This is a genomic window from Thalassovita taeanensis (assembly GCF_900110775.1).
Taxonomy (GTDB): domain Bacteria; phylum Pseudomonadota; class Alphaproteobacteria; order Rhodobacterales; family Rhodobacteraceae; genus Litorimicrobium; species Litorimicrobium taeanense.
In genome coordinates, this window is record NZ_FOEP01000017.1 from 1 (window position 1) to 17,534 (window position 17,534).

The 17,534-nt window shown below is 60.3% G+C and carries 14 protein-coding genes and 1 pseudogene; 2 read left to right on the plus strand and 13 right to left on the minus strand.

Going from position 1 to position 17,534, the window contains the following annotated elements:
* Positions 1-109 precede the first annotated feature (109 nt).
* Positions 110-1,207, plus strand: coding sequence for a tyrosine-type recombinase/integrase (locus BSF79_RS17105; protein WP_090271053.1), 1,098 nt, complete (start codon positions 110-112; stop codon positions 1,205-1,207).
* Positions 1,208-1,359: 152 nt separating this feature from the next.
* Here the strand turns inward: BSF79_RS17105 and BSF79_RS17110 are convergent, their stop codons facing one another.
* The 9 genes and pseudogenes from BSF79_RS17110 to BSF79_RS17150 all read right to left on the minus strand — a co-directional run bounded on the left by BSF79_RS17110 (position 1,360) and on the right by BSF79_RS17150 (position 14,126).
* Positions 1,360-2,175 (minus strand): hypothetical protein, encoded by an 816-nt coding sequence (locus BSF79_RS17110; RefSeq protein WP_139246481.1) that lies wholly within the window; start codon positions 2,173-2,175, stop codon positions 1,360-1,362.
* A 225-nt stretch (positions 2,176-2,400) separates the two neighbouring features.
* Entirely contained in the window at positions 2,401-3,543 is a 1,143-nt protein-coding gene (locus tag BSF79_RS17115; protein ID WP_090271055.1) for a helix-turn-helix domain-containing protein, read from the minus strand.
* A 203-nt stretch (positions 3,544-3,746) separates the two neighbouring features.
* On the minus strand, positions 3,747-4,670 hold the full coding sequence (gene repB / locus BSF79_RS17120) for a plasmid partitioning protein RepB (RefSeq protein WP_090271056.1): 924 nt from the start codon (positions 4,668-4,670) through the stop codon (positions 3,747-3,749).
* Positions 4,660-5,805 carry a plasmid partitioning protein RepA gene (gene repA / locus BSF79_RS17125; protein WP_175545368.1) on the minus strand — a complete coding sequence of 382 codons (1,146 nt, stop codon included), beginning with the start codon at positions 5,803-5,805 and terminating at the stop codon, positions 4,660-4,662. Before repA ends, repB begins: the two co-directional genes overlap by 11 nt.
* A 293-nt stretch (positions 5,806-6,098) precedes the next feature.
* Positions 6,099-6,348 (minus strand): annotated as a pseudogene (locus tag BSF79_RS17130) (recombinase family protein); the annotation flags it as partial.
* A gap of 55 nt (positions 6,349-6,403) precedes the next feature.
* Positions 6,404-7,315, minus strand: a complete 912-nt coding sequence (locus BSF79_RS17135; RefSeq protein WP_090271057.1) for a DUF2493 domain-containing protein — start codon at positions 7,313-7,315, stop codon at positions 6,404-6,406.
* Between the two features lie 298 nt (positions 7,316-7,613).
* Positions 7,614-8,660, minus strand: a complete 1,047-nt coding sequence (locus tag BSF79_RS17140; RefSeq protein ID WP_090271058.1) for a DUF7146 domain-containing protein — start codon at positions 8,658-8,660, stop codon at positions 7,614-7,616.
* Complete coding sequence (locus BSF79_RS17145) at positions 8,657-13,054, minus strand: strawberry notch-like NTP hydrolase domain-containing protein (protein WP_090271059.1); 4,398 nt, start codon at positions 13,052-13,054, stop codon at positions 8,657-8,659. The genes BSF79_RS17140 and BSF79_RS17145 overlap by 4 nt, the downstream gene beginning before the upstream one ends.
* A gap of 160 nt (positions 13,055-13,214) precedes the next feature.
* A complete protein-coding gene (locus tag BSF79_RS17150; RefSeq protein ID WP_090271060.1) occupies positions 13,215-14,126 on the minus strand; it encodes a LysR family transcriptional regulator in 912 nt (303 codons plus the stop codon).
* 122 nt (positions 14,127-14,248) lie between these two features.
* On the opposite strand from BSF79_RS17150, the gene BSF79_RS17155 reads away from it, so the two are divergent.
* Positions 14,249-15,112 carry an NAD(P)H-binding protein gene (locus BSF79_RS17155; RefSeq protein WP_090271061.1) on the plus strand — a complete coding sequence of 288 codons (864 nt, stop codon included), beginning with the start codon at positions 14,249-14,251 and terminating at the stop codon, positions 15,110-15,112.
* Between the two features lie 342 nt (positions 15,113-15,454).
* Here the strand turns inward: BSF79_RS17155 and BSF79_RS17160 are convergent, their stop codons facing one another.
* The 4 genes from BSF79_RS17160 to BSF79_RS17175 all read right to left on the minus strand — a co-directional run bounded on the left by BSF79_RS17160 (position 15,455) and on the right by BSF79_RS17175 (position 17,422).
* Complete coding sequence (locus BSF79_RS17160) at positions 15,455-16,084, minus strand: hypothetical protein (protein WP_090271062.1); 630 nt, start codon at positions 16,082-16,084, stop codon at positions 15,455-15,457.
* Between the two features lie 105 nt (positions 16,085-16,189).
* Positions 16,190-16,666 (minus strand): DUF6915 family protein, encoded by a 477-nt coding sequence (locus BSF79_RS17165; protein ID WP_090271063.1) that lies wholly within the window; start codon positions 16,664-16,666, stop codon positions 16,190-16,192.
* A 1-nt stretch (position 16,667) separates the two neighbouring features.
* Positions 16,668-17,051, minus strand: a complete 384-nt coding sequence (locus tag BSF79_RS17170; RefSeq protein ID WP_090271064.1) for a DUF6878 family protein — start codon at positions 17,049-17,051, stop codon at positions 16,668-16,670.
* Positions 17,052-17,125: 74 nt separating this feature from the next.
* Positions 17,126-17,422 (minus strand): hypothetical protein, encoded by a 297-nt coding sequence (locus BSF79_RS17175; protein ID WP_090271065.1) that lies wholly within the window; start codon positions 17,420-17,422, stop codon positions 17,126-17,128.
* Positions 17,423-17,534 lie beyond the last annotated feature (112 nt).

Below are 17,534 nucleotides of genomic sequence, written 5' to 3' on the forward strand. Positions count from 1 at the left end.
AGTATCACATACCCTGAATCAGTCTCAGAAATGCGACACAGGTAAGTCATTGAAAACAAATGGATCGCAGTCTCAAAAACTCCGGCAGACCGACAGGATTCACTGGAAAATGGCCTCAGAGGACGAGAAGTCGACATCATCAAACTCTGGTGCATTTAGTATCGCCCAGGACGACGAGAGAGATCAAGAAAAAAGCGATGATATCTCCCTACCCGCCCACGTCGCGGGCTCAGGCGGCCTCGATCGCCTGGTCGACACCGCCCGCGACTACGCGCGCGCCGCAGCCTCCGACAACACGCTGAAAGCTTATGCGAAGGACTGGACGCATTTCACGCGCTGGTGCCGAATGAAGGGCGTCGAGCCGCTGCCACCGTCAGCAGAGATGATCGGGCTCTATCTCGCGGACATGGCCTCCGGGACGGGCCCCTCGCCTGCCCTATCGGTCTCGACAATCGACCGCCGCCTTTCGGGTCTCGCCTGGAACTATGCGCAGCGCGGCTTTGCCCTCGATCGCAAGAACCGGCACATCGCCACGGTGCTGGCCGGGATCAAGCGCAAGCACGCGCGCCCGCCGGTACAGAAGGAAGCGATCTTAGCCGAAGATATTCTCGCGATGGTGGCCACCCTGCCCTTCGATCTGCGCGGGTTACGGGATCGCGCCATCCTCCTGCTGGGCTACGCCGGGGGCCTCCGCCGCTCGGAGAGCGTCAGCCTTGACGTCCACAAGGACGACACGCCGGACTCTGGCGGTTGGATCGAGATCTTCGACAAGGGTGCCCTGCTCACCCTCAATGCCAAGACGGGCTGGCGCGAGGTGGAGATAGGCCGCGGCTCCAAGGAGCAGACCTGCCCCGTGCACGCGTTGGAACAATGGCTGCACTTTGCGAAGATCGACTTCGGTCCGGTCTTCGTCGGCACCTCGCGCGATGGCAAACGGGCCTCCGAAACGCGGCTCAACGACAAGCATGTAGCCCGCCTGATCAAGCGTACGGTCCTGGACGCGGGCATCCGATCAGAGCTGCCCGAGAAAGAGCGCCTAGCGCTGTTCTCTGGCCACAGTTTGCGCGCCGGTCTCGCGTCCTCGGCTGAGGTGGATGAGCGCTATGTTCAGAAGCAGCTCGGCCATGCTTCCGCCGAGATGACCCGCCGTTACCAACGCCGCCGTGATCGGTTCCGGGTGAACCTGACCAAGGCCGCCGGGTTATAAGCTCCCAAGATGCCTGCCCGCTAGGGTTCACCTTTCCAAGAAGCGCGTTGGCGCCAAAGCTAAGGCAATGCGCCAGCAGGGCCAGATGGCTGCTCTCGCCGAAGAGAGTTACGTAATCCCAGAGTGCGTCATCCGGAGAACGTCTCATAGCTTTATGCAACCCCAGCGTCCAGGGAGCCGTCAACTTCATGACCGGCCGCTCCGTCATCTTGATCCTTCGGCAGGTCAGCTCCGATTGGCGTGACCACCCTACATGATGATAGTTCCAACATGGTAGCACCGTTCTGGACCGCGGTCTCTTCGCGGAGCTCATTCTCTGGGCGCAAATAGCGGCGATAGACAGCGAGTGCGCCGTAACGGTCAAATGTGTCGAACACCCCTGCCCGACCGACTTCCGACTGATCAAAGGTCAATGACCGGGTCTCGAACTTTTTCACCATGGCTCCCGGAGTGTCGATCTCGTCCGGCAATTCACCCTGACCCGCATTTTCTTCTTCCAGCGCCCGATAATCGACGCCCAGCATGGCATGAGTGGCACCTTCGTTATCCGTCATCGGCTCCGGCTCGCCGGGCAGGGACCTTAGGTCGTGACTGTAGCTGTAGGGCAGGTCAAGTGCTACCATGATCCACTTCCAACTCTCAACCGCACTGGTCTGAGTCTCGGCCTGGAGTTTTCGCGTCATCAGGCGATCGAGCAGCGCAGTGTCTTCGATCCAACCGCCGTCATCGCCCTGAAAGAGGTCAGTCAGCATGTGCCAGAGCTGGAACGGCTCCTTGTTCCAGGATGAATTGATTACATCCCAGACCTGAACCTGACGCGCGTGACCCGAGTTTACAGTGAAAGCCATAGGCTGCTCCAGCATCACGCCGTCCTCGGCATAGACCGCGAGCAGGGCAGGGGTGACGCGGTGCATTTTTTCCGCAAGAGAACCATGCTCGGCGAGAATCGCGGACTCCGTATCCCGCACGCTTAAACTCTGCAAGAGGGACTAGCGCGATGTCTTCGGCCAGGTTCTCGACGGATAGGCCTGTCCTACTGCGACTGACGTTGGAGTGGTTCAGTATCAGCTTGTCGAAGGGGATATCCCGGGACGGGGATCGAGTGATTTTCCGGACTGTTTTCATCATCAGCTTTACTCCAAGACGACCGCCGGAAGTCACTCTTTCGATCTCATGGTGCTTCTTGACCGCGGTCAAGAAGCACGTGTGGGAGCAAGTTGTGTGCGTAGGATCCTTTCAAAATAGGCATCAGGGTGTTTGATCGTGTCTGCTCGTGCAATCAGATAGTCGAAAACGAGAAGCAGTTTTCCTGCGCCAGCTTTTTGGATTCCACGCTTCAGTTCATCCTGGCTTATTCTAAGCAATCGAGCGAGGTCATATAGGATGCGGGTAAGAGCTTCTCCTGAGCGAGGCGGATCTGGGAAAAATCCCGTAACATGGGTGAAGTCTTCCCATGCCATTTGTGCTGGGTCTCGGTTCATCGTGGGTTTGGCTCGCGTAGTTTGTTCAGGGTATCGGACTGTTGTGACAGCAATCTTATTAATATCTTTTTTTATAGACTCTATGTGCCGGACATTTTGTCCGTTTGTGGCGGGCAGATCGATGGAATGTGGTCCATGATGCTGGTGTTCGAAAGCTTGTAAATTATCTTCGGTTTCATCTCTCGCTGCGGTATGGAGTTCACCGTAGCATGCGTCTGTATCGGCTCCGAGGGCTCTAAGTTCAGAGATAACGCTCAGGACTGCATCCATGGTTAATGTCGCTCGACGCAGGACATTTCTGATCATGTTGAGGGTAGAGACCTTTGCTTCATCGAATCGTGTCTGTTGGACTAGCGATGCACGTAGGGCCAACGCCTCAGCCTTCAGTGAGCGCAAGCGCTCGCGTTCTTCGGTGAGCTGCAAGGCTTGCGTCGTGAGCGAGCCGTACCTCTGGATCAAGGGCTTCAGATCGATACCGAAGGCATCTCTGATGACGCCTCCATACCGTAGCGGGAAGCGTTTGCCATTTGCTGAGTTCTTGCGTTCGATCAGTTCAGCAGCTGAGAGACGTCCCAGGCTGCGTCGAAGTGTTCTCTCATCGAGTCCATTTGCGCGCTCTGACAGAGAAGCGTTCGATGGGAACACGACAGTGAGTGCAAGTCGCTGGCTGTCCTGAATCTCACGTTCTTTGCGGGGTAGGAAGCTAATGAGCGCGGTCAGAACGGCGAGGTCATTGGTTGTTAGGCCGAGCTCCTTCCTCATTACGCGAACCGGGCCCAGAAGCTCATAGGGGTTAGGGCAGGGTAAAGATGTCCGTTCCGCCAGGGCGGTTGTTGCCTTAGTTGCATGTCTCATGGTGTTTCGGAAGAAAAAGCTTCCCCGTTCACCGCGAGCGGTGTTGAAATCGATTCGTTTTGGGGGTATCAATCAGGTGTCGAGACTGATTGAGGCCCTTCGGAAGCATCGCTTTCGGGGGGTCTTTCCTTTTCTAGCCGGTCCTCCTTTCGTTTTCTGCTCGTTGCTGTTGATGTCTTGACCGCGGTCAAGACACGGGGTCGTCACTCTGGCCCATCTTGATCGCGGTCAAGAAGCTCGGTGACCAACTTCCGGACTGCCTCCTCAACTCGCGGGGCAAGATCAGCGTCTACGTCGATGGTGATGCGGTTGCCCTTTCGGCCGATCTTCACCCGCTCACTGGGATGTGTCTTCTGCGTCGACGGCTTGGTGGCTGTCAGCAAGGTAACCGCGGCTTCGAGACGGTCGGGGCCTGATAAGTTGCGAGGAATTTCGCTGGCAACTTCTCGGGCTCTCGCGACGTCTTTCTCGCACAGCCTGAAGAGCTTCTCCCAGACCCGCCGACCAACGCCGTGTGCAGGTCCGATAGCCTGGATCAGTTCTATCGGGATACCCGTCGCGATACGGTTCATCCGCGAGACGAGCGATTCATCGATCTGAAGTGCCCGGTAAGCGATTGTTTGAGCGTTCTTGCGCGTCTCGTCGGTTTTCCCAAGTTCTCGAATGATCCCGGCGACAAACAGGGCCCTTTCGATGAACGATGGGTCTTGGCGCGCATTATTCTCCACGCCTTGGGCAATGAGAGCTTCCTCGTCGGTCATCTCCATGACCGTGGCGCGGACCTTCTGACCAAGTTGGCGACAAGCGAGAAGCCGACGGCGTCCATAGACGATCTCAAGCGCACCGTCCTGGGTTCGGCGAACTAGCACTGGAACCTTTTGACCGTGCTCGCGGATCGACGAGACAAGTTCATCCAGACCATCGCTTGGATCGATGCGGTCCATGACCGCGGACATGCGTATGGTGGTCGGGTCGATCAGCCGCGTGGCGTGTTTATCCTCTTCTAGCACGGATGCTTGAGCGCGAGCTACAGTCGGGCTCGTGCGCTTCACATCCAGATCCTCGTCCGAAAGCGGAGTTTTGCCCATCGCGTTCTTGAGTGAGTCCCCGAAGACCTTACGCGCCATGGCTACGCCCCCATGCCTTCAGGATTTCGCGTTCGACTTCGTCGGTCACGCGCGAAACAGACTCGATCGCGCGCTCGTAAGTTCTGCGGTTCACGTCGCGAGGTTCGACCTCGAAGATGCTCTGCTGGGTGTTCGCAGCGTCACCTACGGCTGTTGATTTCAGGAACTCGGCAGATAGCACGGCATCCCCGAGGACTGTCCGAAGCAGAGACGAAATCTGCACCTGCGGACCATCCGTATTCTCGTAGCGGGTGATCAGAACGCGCACGAAGTTCAGTCCATGTTCTGGGGCGTGTGCCTCGACGACGCCCATTAGGTTGCTCGCCATGCCCAGAAAACTCGACAGCGACATGACATCGAGCATCGACGCGTTGAGCGGGATCAGGACCCCGGTCGATGCAAAGAGGGCAGAGATCACCGAGAAGTTCAGCTGCGGTGGGGTGTCAAATATCACCACATCATATCGATTGAGGACGGGCTCAAGCGCTTCCCGGATGCGGCTATGGAACGTGGTGGCGCCGTGTCTGAAGCTCAAGGCGACCTCGAACTCGTACTCCATGATGTCCATAGATGCCGGGATCAGATCCACGGTCGGGAAGTTCGTTTTGCGAATGATCTCTGCTGCGGGCAATGGATCGTCGGATCGGATAAGATCGTATGAAGTCGGCATATCCGGATCGAGCTCGGGAGTAACCCCGAACAGGTTTGTCAGACTTGCCTGGCTGTCGAGGTCGATCAGCAAGACCCGGTAGCCGCGCAGACCCAGTAGTTGACCTACATGGGCAACAGATGACGTCTTGGCGGAGCCACCCTTCAGGTTGAAGATCGTCAAGATCTGACAAGCCTCTCCAGGTCTTCTGTGCGGGTGTTCTTCTGGCTTGATCCTTCCGGTCTCCAGAAGTACGCGTTGTGCCTCGACCATCTCCTCTGCAGAAAAGCTACGGCGGTTGCCGCCCTCCAGGACACCTTCGGGAAAGCCTTCGAGGTTTGACACATGATGGCGAAAGGTATTCTGATTGATGCGAAGCAGTTCAGCCGCTTCCCGCATGGCGAAGCGGCGAAGCCCTTTCTGAGCGTCCGGTGGGAAGGTTTCCTGCGCATGTTCACGCAACCGACTACCAAGCCGCTTGGACATGACTTCAAATCTCTGGGAGGCCCGTATCCCGTTCATTACTGCCCTCAAGTCTTTATTGTTTTGCAGAGCTTAACAGATATGGTGGATAAATCCAGACCAAACCGTTGAGCGGTCCAGTGGTGTTGAAGGCACCTATTTCTGGCGACGGTAAACTGTTAAAAATCAGCGTCTTGGGCGACCGTGCTCTCACTCTACTTCAACAGTTCGTTGTCCGCTATGAAATGACCACAAGATGTATTGTGAGTGCGTACAGAAATCAGCCGACAGAATCGGATGGGCGATTCTCGGGGAGCTTAGTCGAGCAACCCCAGCTTCTCGGCCCGCTCCAACAGCATCTTGACCGATGACGGCTGCCAGCTTGTGCGTCCACGGGGCGTGCGTTCGCGCATCACCTCCAGCCGATCACAGATAGCCCGAAGCGTGATGTCGGGATCTGAGCCCTTGATGCCTGCGACAATGGCTGGCAGTCGGCCGTCCGGTACGTTCAAGAACGGTCTCTGCCAAGAAGCCGTCGCGGACATAGACGTTTACGGTGCGCAACAAGGGCGCTTATCTTCCGACGGGTGTAGTCCATTTCACGGTTTGAACGAACCGGGGCCTAAGCCCCGATCCTCTTGATGCGGATCCCGAGCTTGCGGGCCTTGTCGACGATGTTCTCGGTGATGCCCGAACCCGGCGTGGCGATCAGGCCCTGCGGCATGGTCTCAAGCATCTTGTCATTGCGCTTGAAGGGGGCAGCCTTGCCGTGGCTCTTCCAGTCGGGTTTGAAGACCACCTGGGTGACGCCACGAGTATCTGCCCAGCGGGCCGCGATCATCTCGGCACCCTTGGGTGTGCCGCCGTGCAAGAGCACCATGTCGGGGTATTTGGCGTGCGTGGCGTCGAGGACGGACCAGATCAGATCATAGGCGTGATAGTCCCCGCCCGAGAAGGCGATCCGCGTGCCTTCGGGGCAGTGCACCTCGGTCTCCTTGCGGCGCTTGGCCGAGAGATAGGCCCGGCTATCCACCACGGCAGAGGTCAGGCCGCGATGTGAGACTTTGGATCCGGTGCGGGGCAGCCACGGCGAGCCAGTGGCGGCCGAGAAGTGGTCCACGGCCAGATCGCGCATCTGCTCGAAAGCGTCGCGATGGTCCCAGAGCTTAAGCCCGATCATCTGGAGGCGCTCGAGTTCGACCGAGGCGACTTCTGAGCCATCCTGTACGCCCAAACTTTCCCGGACCTCGTATTCGTTGTCGTCGAGAAGCTTCTGGATATGGGTGAGCCGGCGATGGAAGATCAAGGTCAGGGACCAGAGCATCTCTTCGAGATTGTCTTCCAACTGGCTGCCGATGAGGAGACCGGTGGTGGTGTCGAAAAGCGTCGCCATGGCAAGCTCGACCTCATCTGGCTGGGGCAGGGGGCGATGATCGGTCTCGCCGGGCCCCGGTGTTGCGCCGTGAAGTGCGAGGTGGTCGAGAATGGCGGAGGTCACGCCGGTTTCCTCTTGTATGTCTGTCTGATGGGGCATTTTCTGGTTCCTCTGTTTGATCTGACCCGATTTGGATGGGGCGATACCAGGACCGGCGGCGACCGGGCCGCATCCGTCAGGATCGGAGCGCAGCGGAGAATGCGCCGCGGGCCGGAAAATTGTTCCCGCGAGGAATGGCCTGAAGGGACAGGGGAATTTTCTGGTGCGGGGCGCATTGCTGCCCGGGCGAGGAGCACTCTGCTCCGACCCGCCGGTCCATCGCTCCCCTTTTCCAAATGGGATCAGATCGAACCCGCGGAACCTTTGCCCTGTCGGACATCCCCGGGGAGGTTGGTGGTCACCCGTCCTCGATCTCCAGACCTTGTGCTCTCATGGCCCCGAACAAGGACCGGCGCAGCGTATCTCTGCCAAGAGCCCGCAGATCGTCGTTGAAATCGCCCATGTTTGGCAAGAGATCACCACAGGAAATTCCAAGCGGTTCCAGTTTGTTAAGCAATCTCATTGATGCTTTGCGTCCAGCTTCGTCATTGTCCCGCGCGATCCAGATCCGCTTGATCCCCGGCGGCGGGATGAAGAGGCCGAGATGGGTGGCGGTGAGACAGGAGGCGAGATCGAACTCGGGGAGAGCCGTGCCGATCGAGAGGGTATTCTCGAGCCCTTCGCCGACGATGAGATCGGAGCCAGAGGTCCCGGACCAGAAACGGATGGCATGGCCATAGAGCTGCCCGAGGATCCGTTTGGGACTCTCGATCTCGGCCAGACCGCCGGTGGACGGGTCGAGAAAAACCCTTGCGCATCCGGTGATCTGGCCCCGATTGTCGGTGATCTTCGCGAGCAGGGCAGGGGCCCTTTGCGGCAGATTGGGATCGTCCTCGCCCTGCCGCAGAAAGACCCTCGGGTGATAGCGCAGCGCCGGACCAAATCGTGTGATCCCGCGCCCTTGCAAATAGGTGGAAGCCAATGTGCCGAGGACCGGCTTGCCAGCGGCAAAGAGTTTGCGCGCCCGCGCAATGCGTTTGCTGGAGGCTGCATCCGAGCGCTCAGCCCTTTGGGTTCCACCAGGTAAGGCAGGGCAGGGGACTTCGCCGAGGAAGGACTGGGCTTCCCTCAGCGTCTCCTTGAGCGTGGCAGACCCAAGCCGTTCCTGCAGCAGGTCAATCAGGTCGCCATATTGCCCCGTCGCATAGTCGGTCCAGGACCCGGCCTTGCGCCCACCCTGAGCTTGCAGCCGGATGGCAAGGCTCTGACCCTTTGCGCCCGAGGTATCCCCGACCTGCCAATAGTTGCCCTGTTTGCGTCCTTCGGGGAAATACTGGCGGCAGAAACTCTCGGCACGGTCTGCAAGATCGGCCGAGAGGTCTGCGATACTGCGCCGCGCGCTCATGCGGCGGCATCCGCGGCGCTGGTGCCAACGGGATGTTCGTCAAGGACCCGCGCCAGCACGTCAATGCCGTCCACCGGGATGAACACCCGCGTCTTCCACTGAATCACCTCGGTGAAACAGCCCATCGCCTTCAGCCCTGGCAGGGCCGCGCCCAACGCACCGATCAATTCGAGCCGCGGCTGTCCCATGACCAGCGAGCGGCGCAGTTGGTAGCCACCAAGAAGGTTCAGGGATGTCCTTGCATCCATGACCGCGCCGAACACCTCTTGCGGCGACATCTCGATCTGGCAGTCGAGCCCAAGGCGCGCGTAGACATTGAGAAGCTGCTCCTGGCTGACCAGACGGCCGATGGCGCGTTCCCCATCCTCAGTCTGCAGGCGATAGATGCGCATGTTGTCGGCGGGCAGCCGGTCCCAGATCGGCAAGAGCAACCCGCAGATCAGCGTGACCCTCGAGGTGGTGAACTCCGGCACCGCCTCGACCTCGGCCTGCCAGAGCTGTTCGAACATCCCATCATCGATCTCTTCCCAATGCGATTTCGAGAACTCGGAAAGGGCGAGGATCTCGGTGGCCATGGGCCGCAGCAGTTTCACCCGCAGGATCGGCACACCGTCCTCATCCATGAAGGCCGGCGCCTTCACCATCAGGGCCGCGCGTTTGGAGGAGGTGTTCCAGCACAGCGTCGCGCCCTTCGTGTCCGCGCAGATCTGTCTGACCCGGGACAGGGTCAGCGGATCGTTGCGATCGGTGCAATCGACGGTGAGCGCGGTGGCTATGGCCCCCGTCGCCTCATGCTCGAAGATCACCTTGCGGTCGGTGATCACGAATTTCTCGGCCTTGAGCGTCTCAAGACCCGCATCGAGCGTGCCTGCCTGACGCGCATCTTCGATGATGGCCGAAAGGAACCCGCCGAAGGCCTCGAAGATCGCGTCCTGCATGTCGATCCGGAGCGCGAGGCAGCGGTTCAGGAACTGCTGAATCGGCGGCAGGGTCTCTTTCATGGTGCCATCCGCCTCATCGAGCGTCAGCCCGGTCATCTCCTGGAACTTTGCATAGGAGCAGGCCTCGATCTTGCCCGCGCGCAGCTTGTAGAAAAACTGGCGCAGCGCCGCCCGCGCATAGGGGCTTTCCAGATTGTCCTCGGCGCGGAACATGTTCTGACCGCCGGTCTCGCGCTGCCCCTTGGTGATCGCGCCAAGCGTGTCGAGGCGACGCGCGATCGTGGAGAGAAACCGCTTCTCGCCTTTCACATTGGTCGCGACGGGGCGGAAGAGTGGCGGCTGCGCCTGGTTTGTGCGGTTGGTGCGTCCAAGCCCCTGGATCGCATTGTCGGCCTTCCAGCCGGGCTCCAGCAGGTAATGCACCCGCAGGCGCTGGTTCTTGGCCCCAAGATCGGCGTGGTAGCTGCGTCCCGTGCCCCCAGCATCCGAAAAGATCAGGATGCGCTTGGCATCGTCCATGAAGGCTTGGGTTTCACCAAGGTTCGAGGAGCCGGGGCGGTTCTCGACCTTGAGCCGCCCTTCACGCGTTTTCACTATGCGCCGCTTGCGACCCGTGACCTCAGCTACAGCGTCCCCGCCGAAATGCCACAGGATCTGGTCGAGCGCGCCTTGCACCGGGGCGAGGGCCCCAAGATGCTCGACAAGATCATCCCGCCGCTGCTCCGCCTCGCGGCAGATGATCGGATTGCCGTCGCCATTGAGGGCGGGGCGAGACCGCAGATCGCCGTTTTCGTCTGTGTAAGGCTCAAAAAGCTGAGTCGGGAAGCTGTGCATCAGGTAGTCCATGATGTTCTCACGCGGTGTAAAATCGACCTGCAGATCGTCCCACTCGGAGGGCGGGATGTCTTCGAGGCGCCGTTCCATCACCGCCTCGCTGGTCGAGACCACCTGAATCACCGCCGAATGACCCGCCGCCAGGTCGGCGTCGATCGCGCGGATCAGCGAGGGGCATTTCATGGCGGTGATGAGATGGTTGAAGAAGCGCTGCTTGTTGCTCTCGAAGGCGGAGCGCGCGGCGGATTTCGCCTGGGGGTTGAGCGTGCCGGTCTCGGAGGAAATGCCAGACGCTTGAAGGGCTGCCTCGAGGTTGGTGTGGATGATCTGATACGCATCGGCATAGCTGTCATAGATCGCGATCTGTGCGGGTGAGAGTTCATGCACCAGCATTTCGTATTCGACCCCGGCGTAAGAGAGGGACCGCGCGAGATAGAGCCCAAGCGCCTTCAGGTCGCGCGAGATCATCTCCATGGCAGCGATGCCCCCGGCTTCCATCGCGGCGACAAACTCGGCCCGCGTCACGAAAGGGAAATCCCCAGTGCCCCAGAGACCGAGGCGCGAAGCATAAGCGAGATTGCCGACGACCGTGGCACCGGTGGCCGAGACGTAGAGCACGCGAGCATCAGGCACGGCATTTTGCAATGCGAGACCAGCGAGACCCTGCTGGGAGGCCTTCTTGTCGCCGCGGTCGGACTTTTCGCCGGCGGCATTCGCCATGGCGTGGCTCTCATCGAAAGCAATGACCCCGTCGAACCCGTCGCCGAGCCAAGACGTCACCTGGTCGAGGCGGGAGGCTTTGCCCTCGCGTTCGGCCGAACGCAGCGTGGCATAGGTGACGAAGAGGATACCCTCGGGCAGGCGGATATCGCTGCCCTGGCGGAACTTCGAGAGCGGCACGATATCGCCCTCGCGCCCCCCGAGCGCCATCCAGTCGCGCCGCGCATCTTCGATGAGCTTGTCGCTTTTTGAGACCCAGACCGCCCTGCGGCGGCCTTGTAGCCAATTGTCGAGGATGATGCCCGCAACTTGCCGGCCCTTGCCGCAGCCGGTGCCATCGCCCAAGAACCAGCCCTTGCGCAGGCGGAAGGCGCCCTCGTCACCCTCGGCCGCTGCCATCAGATGGCCTTCGATCTCGCCGCGCTTGAACCAGCCCTTCAGGTGCGTCTCATGGGCATTGCCAGCATAGATGACGCTTTCGAGCTGTGGAGCAGAGAGGAGGCCATCCTCGACGAGGGTCTTCGGCAGAACCGGGCGGTAGGTCGGCACGGGCGGCGGGACCGAGGCCATGGCGGCGGATTGCACCAGCGCGGTCGGATGTTCCGCCGCGCCGTCGATCCGGATCCCTTGAAGGTCATAGGCCTCGTAGACCGTGTCCTGTAGCGTACCCTCTGGTTCGCTCCAGGCTTTTGGCAAGTAGTCGAGCGGGGCCGTGTCGATGTCATCGAAAGGGTGCTTCGCGCGTTCCTCGGCGAGGGCGCGGGTTTCGTGACGGGCGGCGTTGCGCAGGGCGTGCAGGTTGGAGCGGCTCGAGTGGTTCGGAACCGACAGGGCCGATGTGGTGGGGCAGGGCGGAGGGTTGCGGCGCTCGGGGCAATGGGTGAGCACTGCGGAGAGAAGTTCGGCCGTGGTCGCGCAGATCGGATGATAGGCGGCCTCGATATCGCCCAGAGCGGTCTCTTCCGCGCCGACAGTCCACTTGTCGATCACGGTGAGCCGCGTGTCGACCGTGGTGCCATGTCGCGCGAAGACCTTGCCCTCAATCGCGGCGGAAAACACCACATCGGCGCTTGAAGCGATCCGCTGAAAGGTCGACTGGAAGGATTTGGTGGAGGGGCGGAAGCTCTCGCCAGTGATGACGACAAGACGTCCACCTGGCATTAGGCGCGCCAGTGCAGACAGGACATGCTGACTGGTGGCCTGCCGAAACCGACCCTCGACATGATTGGCCACGGAGAATGGTGGGTTCATCACGATGACCGAGGGCAAGACCGACCGATTCAGCCGATCGTCGATCGACGCGGCATCGTGGTCTGATACGACGGCATCGGGGAACAGGTGTCCCAGCAGGGCGCGGCGGGTTTCAGCGAGTTCATTCAACGCTAGGCGGGTGCCGGCGACCCGGGCGAAGATCGCCAGCATGCCGGTGCCGGCCGAGGGCTCGAGCACGAGGTCATCGGCACGGAAACCCGCAGCCTGCGCAACGACGGCCGCAAGAGGCAGCGGCGTGGAGAATTGTTGCAAGCGCACGCTGTCTTCGGAGCGCCGCGTGTGGGACGGAGCCAGACTGGCGAGACGTTCGACCATAGTGAGGAAGGCCTGCGGCGAGGGTGCCTGCCGCTGCATCAGGGTTCCATAGCGCGACAGCATCAGGATCTGGGCGATCTCGGCGGCCTCATAGGCGTCTTTCCAGACCCAGGCACCCCTGGTGTCGCTGGCGCCGAATGCCTCCTCCATTGCGGCGCGAAGCGTAGAGGCGTCGATGGGGTTACCCGCTTCGAACTGCGGCACAAGGGTTCTCGCAGCCAGCAACAGGCGTTGGGCGAAGCCAAGGGCCTCTGGCAGGGCAGGGGCTTTCGGCTCGCTTGCAAGTTGGACGGAATGGGGGTGAGTATTCATCGGCAATCTCCGGGGTTGAGGGTGGATCCCCAGCCCACGCGCACTCTCTCACCCGGGAGGGGTCACCCCTCCCGCCCTGTCTCTCGCTCTTTTGGGCAGGTCCTAACAGCGCTCACAGAGAATGTGATTGCAACCGAACTTTCACTGGTAATTTGCAACCTTATTCATCCCCAGAGACCTTACTCTGGCAGGTCTCAATGAATGCCCGTAACGCGTTGGATGTAAACCGGTTGGGGTAGTAGAGCCTTGGCCCATCCAAAGGATGCCAGTGCTCTTTCAGGATCGGCACAAGCGTCTGTGCGCGAAAATCGCCCTCGAGCCAATTGCGGAACATGGCGATGATCCCCATTCCCGCCCGCGCATAACTCAACCCAGAGTTCAGGGCATTCACGCTGAGGACCAAGCGTGTGACAGGCTCGACCGTGATGGCCTTACCTCCGGCTTGCAATGTCCACGGGAGCAGAGGCCCACCCGGCAGGCGATATCGGATCGCATCATGGGTGGTCAGTTGTGCAGGAGTCTCTGGGCAACCATGTGCCTCCAAATAGGCGGGCGAGGCGGCAAGCGCGATCTGCTGGCGGCGCGGTCCAATGGGGATGGAGATCATGTCCTTTTCAAGCGATGCGCCGTAGCGAATTCCCGCATCGCAATCAGACTCAATAATATCGACCAAGCCGTTGTCGACAACAAGCTCGACCTCCACAGCCGGGTGTTGATGCTGAAACGTGGCCAGAATAGGCGGCAGGATATCGGGCATGACCGCGCCCGGCACATTGATCTTCAACCGGCCGCTCACACGACCCGTCGAATCCGCAGTTTCGGCACAAGCCGCGCGCACCTCGGCCATCAGGGGCGCGATCCGTGCGGCCAGCGTTCGCCCTTGGTCCGTCGCCCGCATGCTGCGCGTCGTACGCAACAGGAGCGGGACACCGAGCTGTGTCTCGATGCGGGACAGGGTCGTGCTGACGTTTGACGGCGCAACCCCGAGACGCCGCGCAGCCGCTCGAAAGCCCCCCTCGTCAAGGACCGTCAGAAACACGATCAGATCGTCTTGGGATATATTGTTCTTCATGGAGAACAGGCTATTCGATATTTGGCAGATTATCAAAGATATAAAGAACAGTGGATACTCTTGGTGTAACCAGCGCCGACCAACATTTGGGTCCGGCGGACAGAAATAGAAAGGACAAAGCCATGTTGATCGTGACCGGGGCAACGGGCCAGCTTGGCCGCAAAATTGTTGAAAATCTGCTGCATCACGTCGCCGCTGAGCGCATCGGGGTCAGTGTCCGCGACACCGCAAAAGCTGAGGCATTCGCGGCGCTTGGTGTGCGCGTACGCCAAGGCGACTATAACGATCCAGAGAGTTTGCGCCAGGCTTGGGACGGGGCCGAACGTTTGCTTCTCGTGTCTTCGAACGCTGCGGCGACTGACGGTAATCCTCTGGCGCAACACGCGACGGCCATCGACGTGGCCCGCGACATTGGGGTGGAGCGCATATTTTACACCAGTCAGGTGTCCAGTTCGCCGGACTCGCATTTCCCTCCGGGTCGCGATCATGCGGCAACGGAAGCGATGCTCGCGACATCGGGGCTGGCATGGACGGCCTTGCGCCACGGTTTTTACGCGGCGAGTGCCGTGATGATGAATGCCAGGGGCTTGAAAGCCGGGCGATTGGCTGCCCCGCAAGATGGGAAAGTCGCCTGGACGACCCATGACGATCTCGCTGCGCTGGATGCGGCGCTGCTGGTGGGGCAGGAGGTGATTGACGGCCCGACGCCACCGTTGACCGGGGCGGAAGCGTTCGACCTTGCCGAGCTGGCGGAGCGCGCGGGTCAGATAAGGGGCAGGCCTGTCGAACGCGTTTTGATCAGCGAAGATGTCCTGCAAGCAAATGCGCGGGCCTCCGGTGTCCCGGAAGGCTCAATCGCCGTTATGTTGGGCTACTACCGCGCGGCGCGGGCGGGTGAATTCTCAACCGTCGATCCCACGCTGTCACGTATCCTCGGGCGGGCTCCGCAGACGATGAGCGCCGTATTACAAGCCAGTCTCAGGTAGGGATCCTCTGTTGCTGTTCGAGAGACCTGCAGCCAGACATCGAACACAACCGAGTTCTAAAACCTGTTGATACCTCAGAGTGTTGAGCGTTTAGGGGCCCGAATCCGCCGATTGTGAAATCGCCACAAAATAAAAAGGCGGCATCCGGGAGGAGGTGGATGCCGCCGATTATTCTGGATCAGCTCAGGGAGGAGGAGGAACTGATCACATGACTTAAGATAGGGGCCATGCTGCGCCTGCACAATAGCTGCCCTATGTTATTTCTGCATTGCAGCATTGACGGAACATCAAGCTTGCTAAGGCCGCGCTGTAAATCCTGCCCGCCGTAGTAGACCGATTTGCCTATGGGTGGGCCTGAGCCATATCGGAATTTGTTGACTGTTTCGGCTCATGATCAGGCACCGCACGCCGTGCCTCCGGCAAACAGTCGGTCACATAATCGCCGACGAACCCCCAGCAGGCATCGACCTCTTCGCCGTCCTGCTCAATCACATAGCCATAGACCCGCCCGTCGAGATAGGCGTCGTAGCTGACGATTTCACCGCGCAGGATGTCTTCGGCCTTTTCACGCAGCGCCTTGGTGACGCGTTTCACGCCGAACTCTTTCCGGACCGCCTCGAGCGTCAAATAGACAAAACCGACCTGGCCCGAATCCCACGGACAGGGAAACCCGATGGTGTTCATCGCGAGTCCGGAATGATCGTAGAGAAACACGGGCAGAATGATTGCCCTGCGCTCGGCGCGGTCGCGCAACTGTTCCATAGAGAAATCACGCTGATCCAAAACGTCTGCGAGGTCACGCAAGAATGCCTCAGGGCTGTCGAACTGGTGGCTGTCGCCCAGCCGGTATCTCCGATGCCAACAGATCAGCGTTCCGAGGTTGGACCACTCCCGTGGGCTCTCAGCATCCGGGTCGTGGTAGATCTTGATGGTGTGGCCCTGGTAGGCCTCCTCGTAAACGGGGTCATGCATGTCGATTTCCTTTCTTGAAACGCAATCGACCCGCCAGGCCGGTTAAGGCGTATGCGGGTCGATCTGGACGTGGTCAGGTGGTTGGTAAGTTTACCGTCCGGCGGATTAGGCGGCGGCGCGGTTCTGGCGGTGTTGGACGTGCTCGACGGAGACTTTCAGGAGCCAATCCTCGAAACCGAGAATGGTCTGGTGATTGGAGACCGCCTCGATCCAGACCGCGCGCGGATCGCTGCAAATCTGCGTCAGATCATTATCGATCCGGCCATTGGCCATCCACGGCTCCGGTTGGATGCGTCCGAGCCAGTCCGCCAGCGACGGGATGCGCCCCTGGCAGTCTTCGCGCACATGCTGCTCACCAATCCAGCGGATCGGGACGACCCGGCCCGCGCTGTTGGTCAGGCTGCGCCCAAACAGTCGTTCGGCCTCGAAGATCCCGAGCGCGTGGTGCCGGTGTGCACGATGCGTAAAGATCGCGAGGTGCTCTTTGGATGAGTCAAACCAGTCATGCACGAACTGATAGTCATCAGGCACACCGCCGAACTTTCGGGCAGAGCTTTCGGCGTGGTGGAGGGGATGTGCCATGTCAGAGCCCCTCGTGTTCGGTGGTGTTGGTCTCGATATAGCGGTTCGAGTGGCTGACATCGATCTTGTCCGCCTCGAGCGCCCAGGTCAGTTCGCCATAGCCGCCTTCGTTGTTCTCGAAGCCGGGACTCAGCGCATAGGCGAAGTCCCAGCCGAAGTCTTCGACCCTGCGCCGCAGGTCTTCTGTCAGGGCAATCGTGTCAGGTGTCACCACGACATCCTCGACATTGCCGGAATCGCCGTAGCCTTCGTATTGCACCTCGATGCTCCTCACACCGAGGGCGCGCAGCTCGGTAAGGAGCGCCGCGCGGGTCTGCACCCGCTGTTCGGCAGCATGTCTCTGGGATTCGAGCATCTGAGCGTAGAAATCAGTCGCTTGTGTCATGTTTTTGGTCCTTTGGAATTGAGGGGAGGGCGACCGTTGCACGAGGCCGCCCCCGAGGTTTCCTTTGGGGGGCTTCAGGCTGCAGCGTCGCCGCGTTTCTCAGCCGTCCGGTCAACGAGGTTGAAATAGAGATCCTCGGTCGCGCGTTTGAACCCAGGCGGTTTGCGCGGGGCGAGGCAACGCACCGAGGCGCTGCAGCTCTCACCGTGCTCCATCGCGAACTGCGTCACCTTGTCCATCAGATCATCCATGCCCGCAGCCTGGACACGCTTCTCGGGGTAGCTCCCCAGCATCTGGAACTGTGTAACGACAAAGACGCCATCGCGATGTGCGGGGTAGAGGGTGATCTGGTAGTCGAGTGTCTTGGGCATGTCTGGTCTCCTGCGGCGGGCGGGACGCAACCATCGCACCCCTTGGAAACCCGCCAGCGCGAAAGGACCGCCCTTTGTGCAAGGACGGTCCGGGGCGGTGAGTTGGGATTGG

Coding starts and splice junctions, on each gene's coding strand:
- BSF79_RS17165 (WP_090271063.1), bottom strand. CDS start 16,666: ATGGCACATCCCCTCCACCACGCCGAAAGCTCTGCCCGAAAGTTCGGC.
- BSF79_RS17105 (WP_090271053.1), top strand. CDS start 110: ATGGCCTCAGAGGACGAGAAGTCGACATCATCAAACTCTGGTGCATTT.
- repA (WP_175545368.1), bottom strand. CDS start 5,805: ATGTCCAAGCGGCTTGGTAGTCGGTTGCGTGAACATGCGCAGGAAACC.
- BSF79_RS17160 (WP_090271062.1), bottom strand. CDS start 16,084: ATGCATGACCCCGTTTACGAGGAGGCCTACCAGGGCCACACCATCAAG.
- BSF79_RS17150 (WP_090271060.1), bottom strand. CDS start 14,126: ATGAAGAACAATATATCCCAAGACGATCTGATCGTGTTTCTGACGGTC.
- BSF79_RS17170 (WP_090271064.1), bottom strand. CDS start 17,051: ATGACACAAGCGACTGATTTCTACGCTCAGATGCTCGAATCCCAGAGA.
- BSF79_RS17140 (WP_090271058.1), bottom strand. CDS start 8,660: ATGAGCGCGCGGCGCAGTATCGCAGACCTCTCGGCCGATCTTGCAGAC.
- BSF79_RS17135 (WP_090271057.1), bottom strand. CDS start 7,315: ATGCCCCATCAGACAGACATACAAGAGGAAACCGGCGTGACCTCCGCC.
- BSF79_RS17115 (WP_090271055.1), bottom strand. CDS start 3,543: ATGAGACATGCAACTAAGGCAACAACCGCCCTGGCGGAACGGACATCT.
- BSF79_RS17145 (WP_090271059.1), bottom strand. CDS start 13,054: ATGAATACTCACCCCCATTCCGTCCAACTTGCAAGCGAGCCGAAAGCC.
- repB (WP_090271056.1), bottom strand. CDS start 4,670: ATGGCGCGTAAGGTCTTCGGGGACTCACTCAAGAACGCGATGGGCAAA.
- BSF79_RS17175 (WP_090271065.1), bottom strand. CDS start 17,422: ATGCCCAAGACACTCGACTACCAGATCACCCTCTACCCCGCACATCGC.
- BSF79_RS17155 (WP_090271061.1), top strand. CDS start 14,249: ATGTTGATCGTGACCGGGGCAACGGGCCAGCTTGGCCGCAAAATTGTT.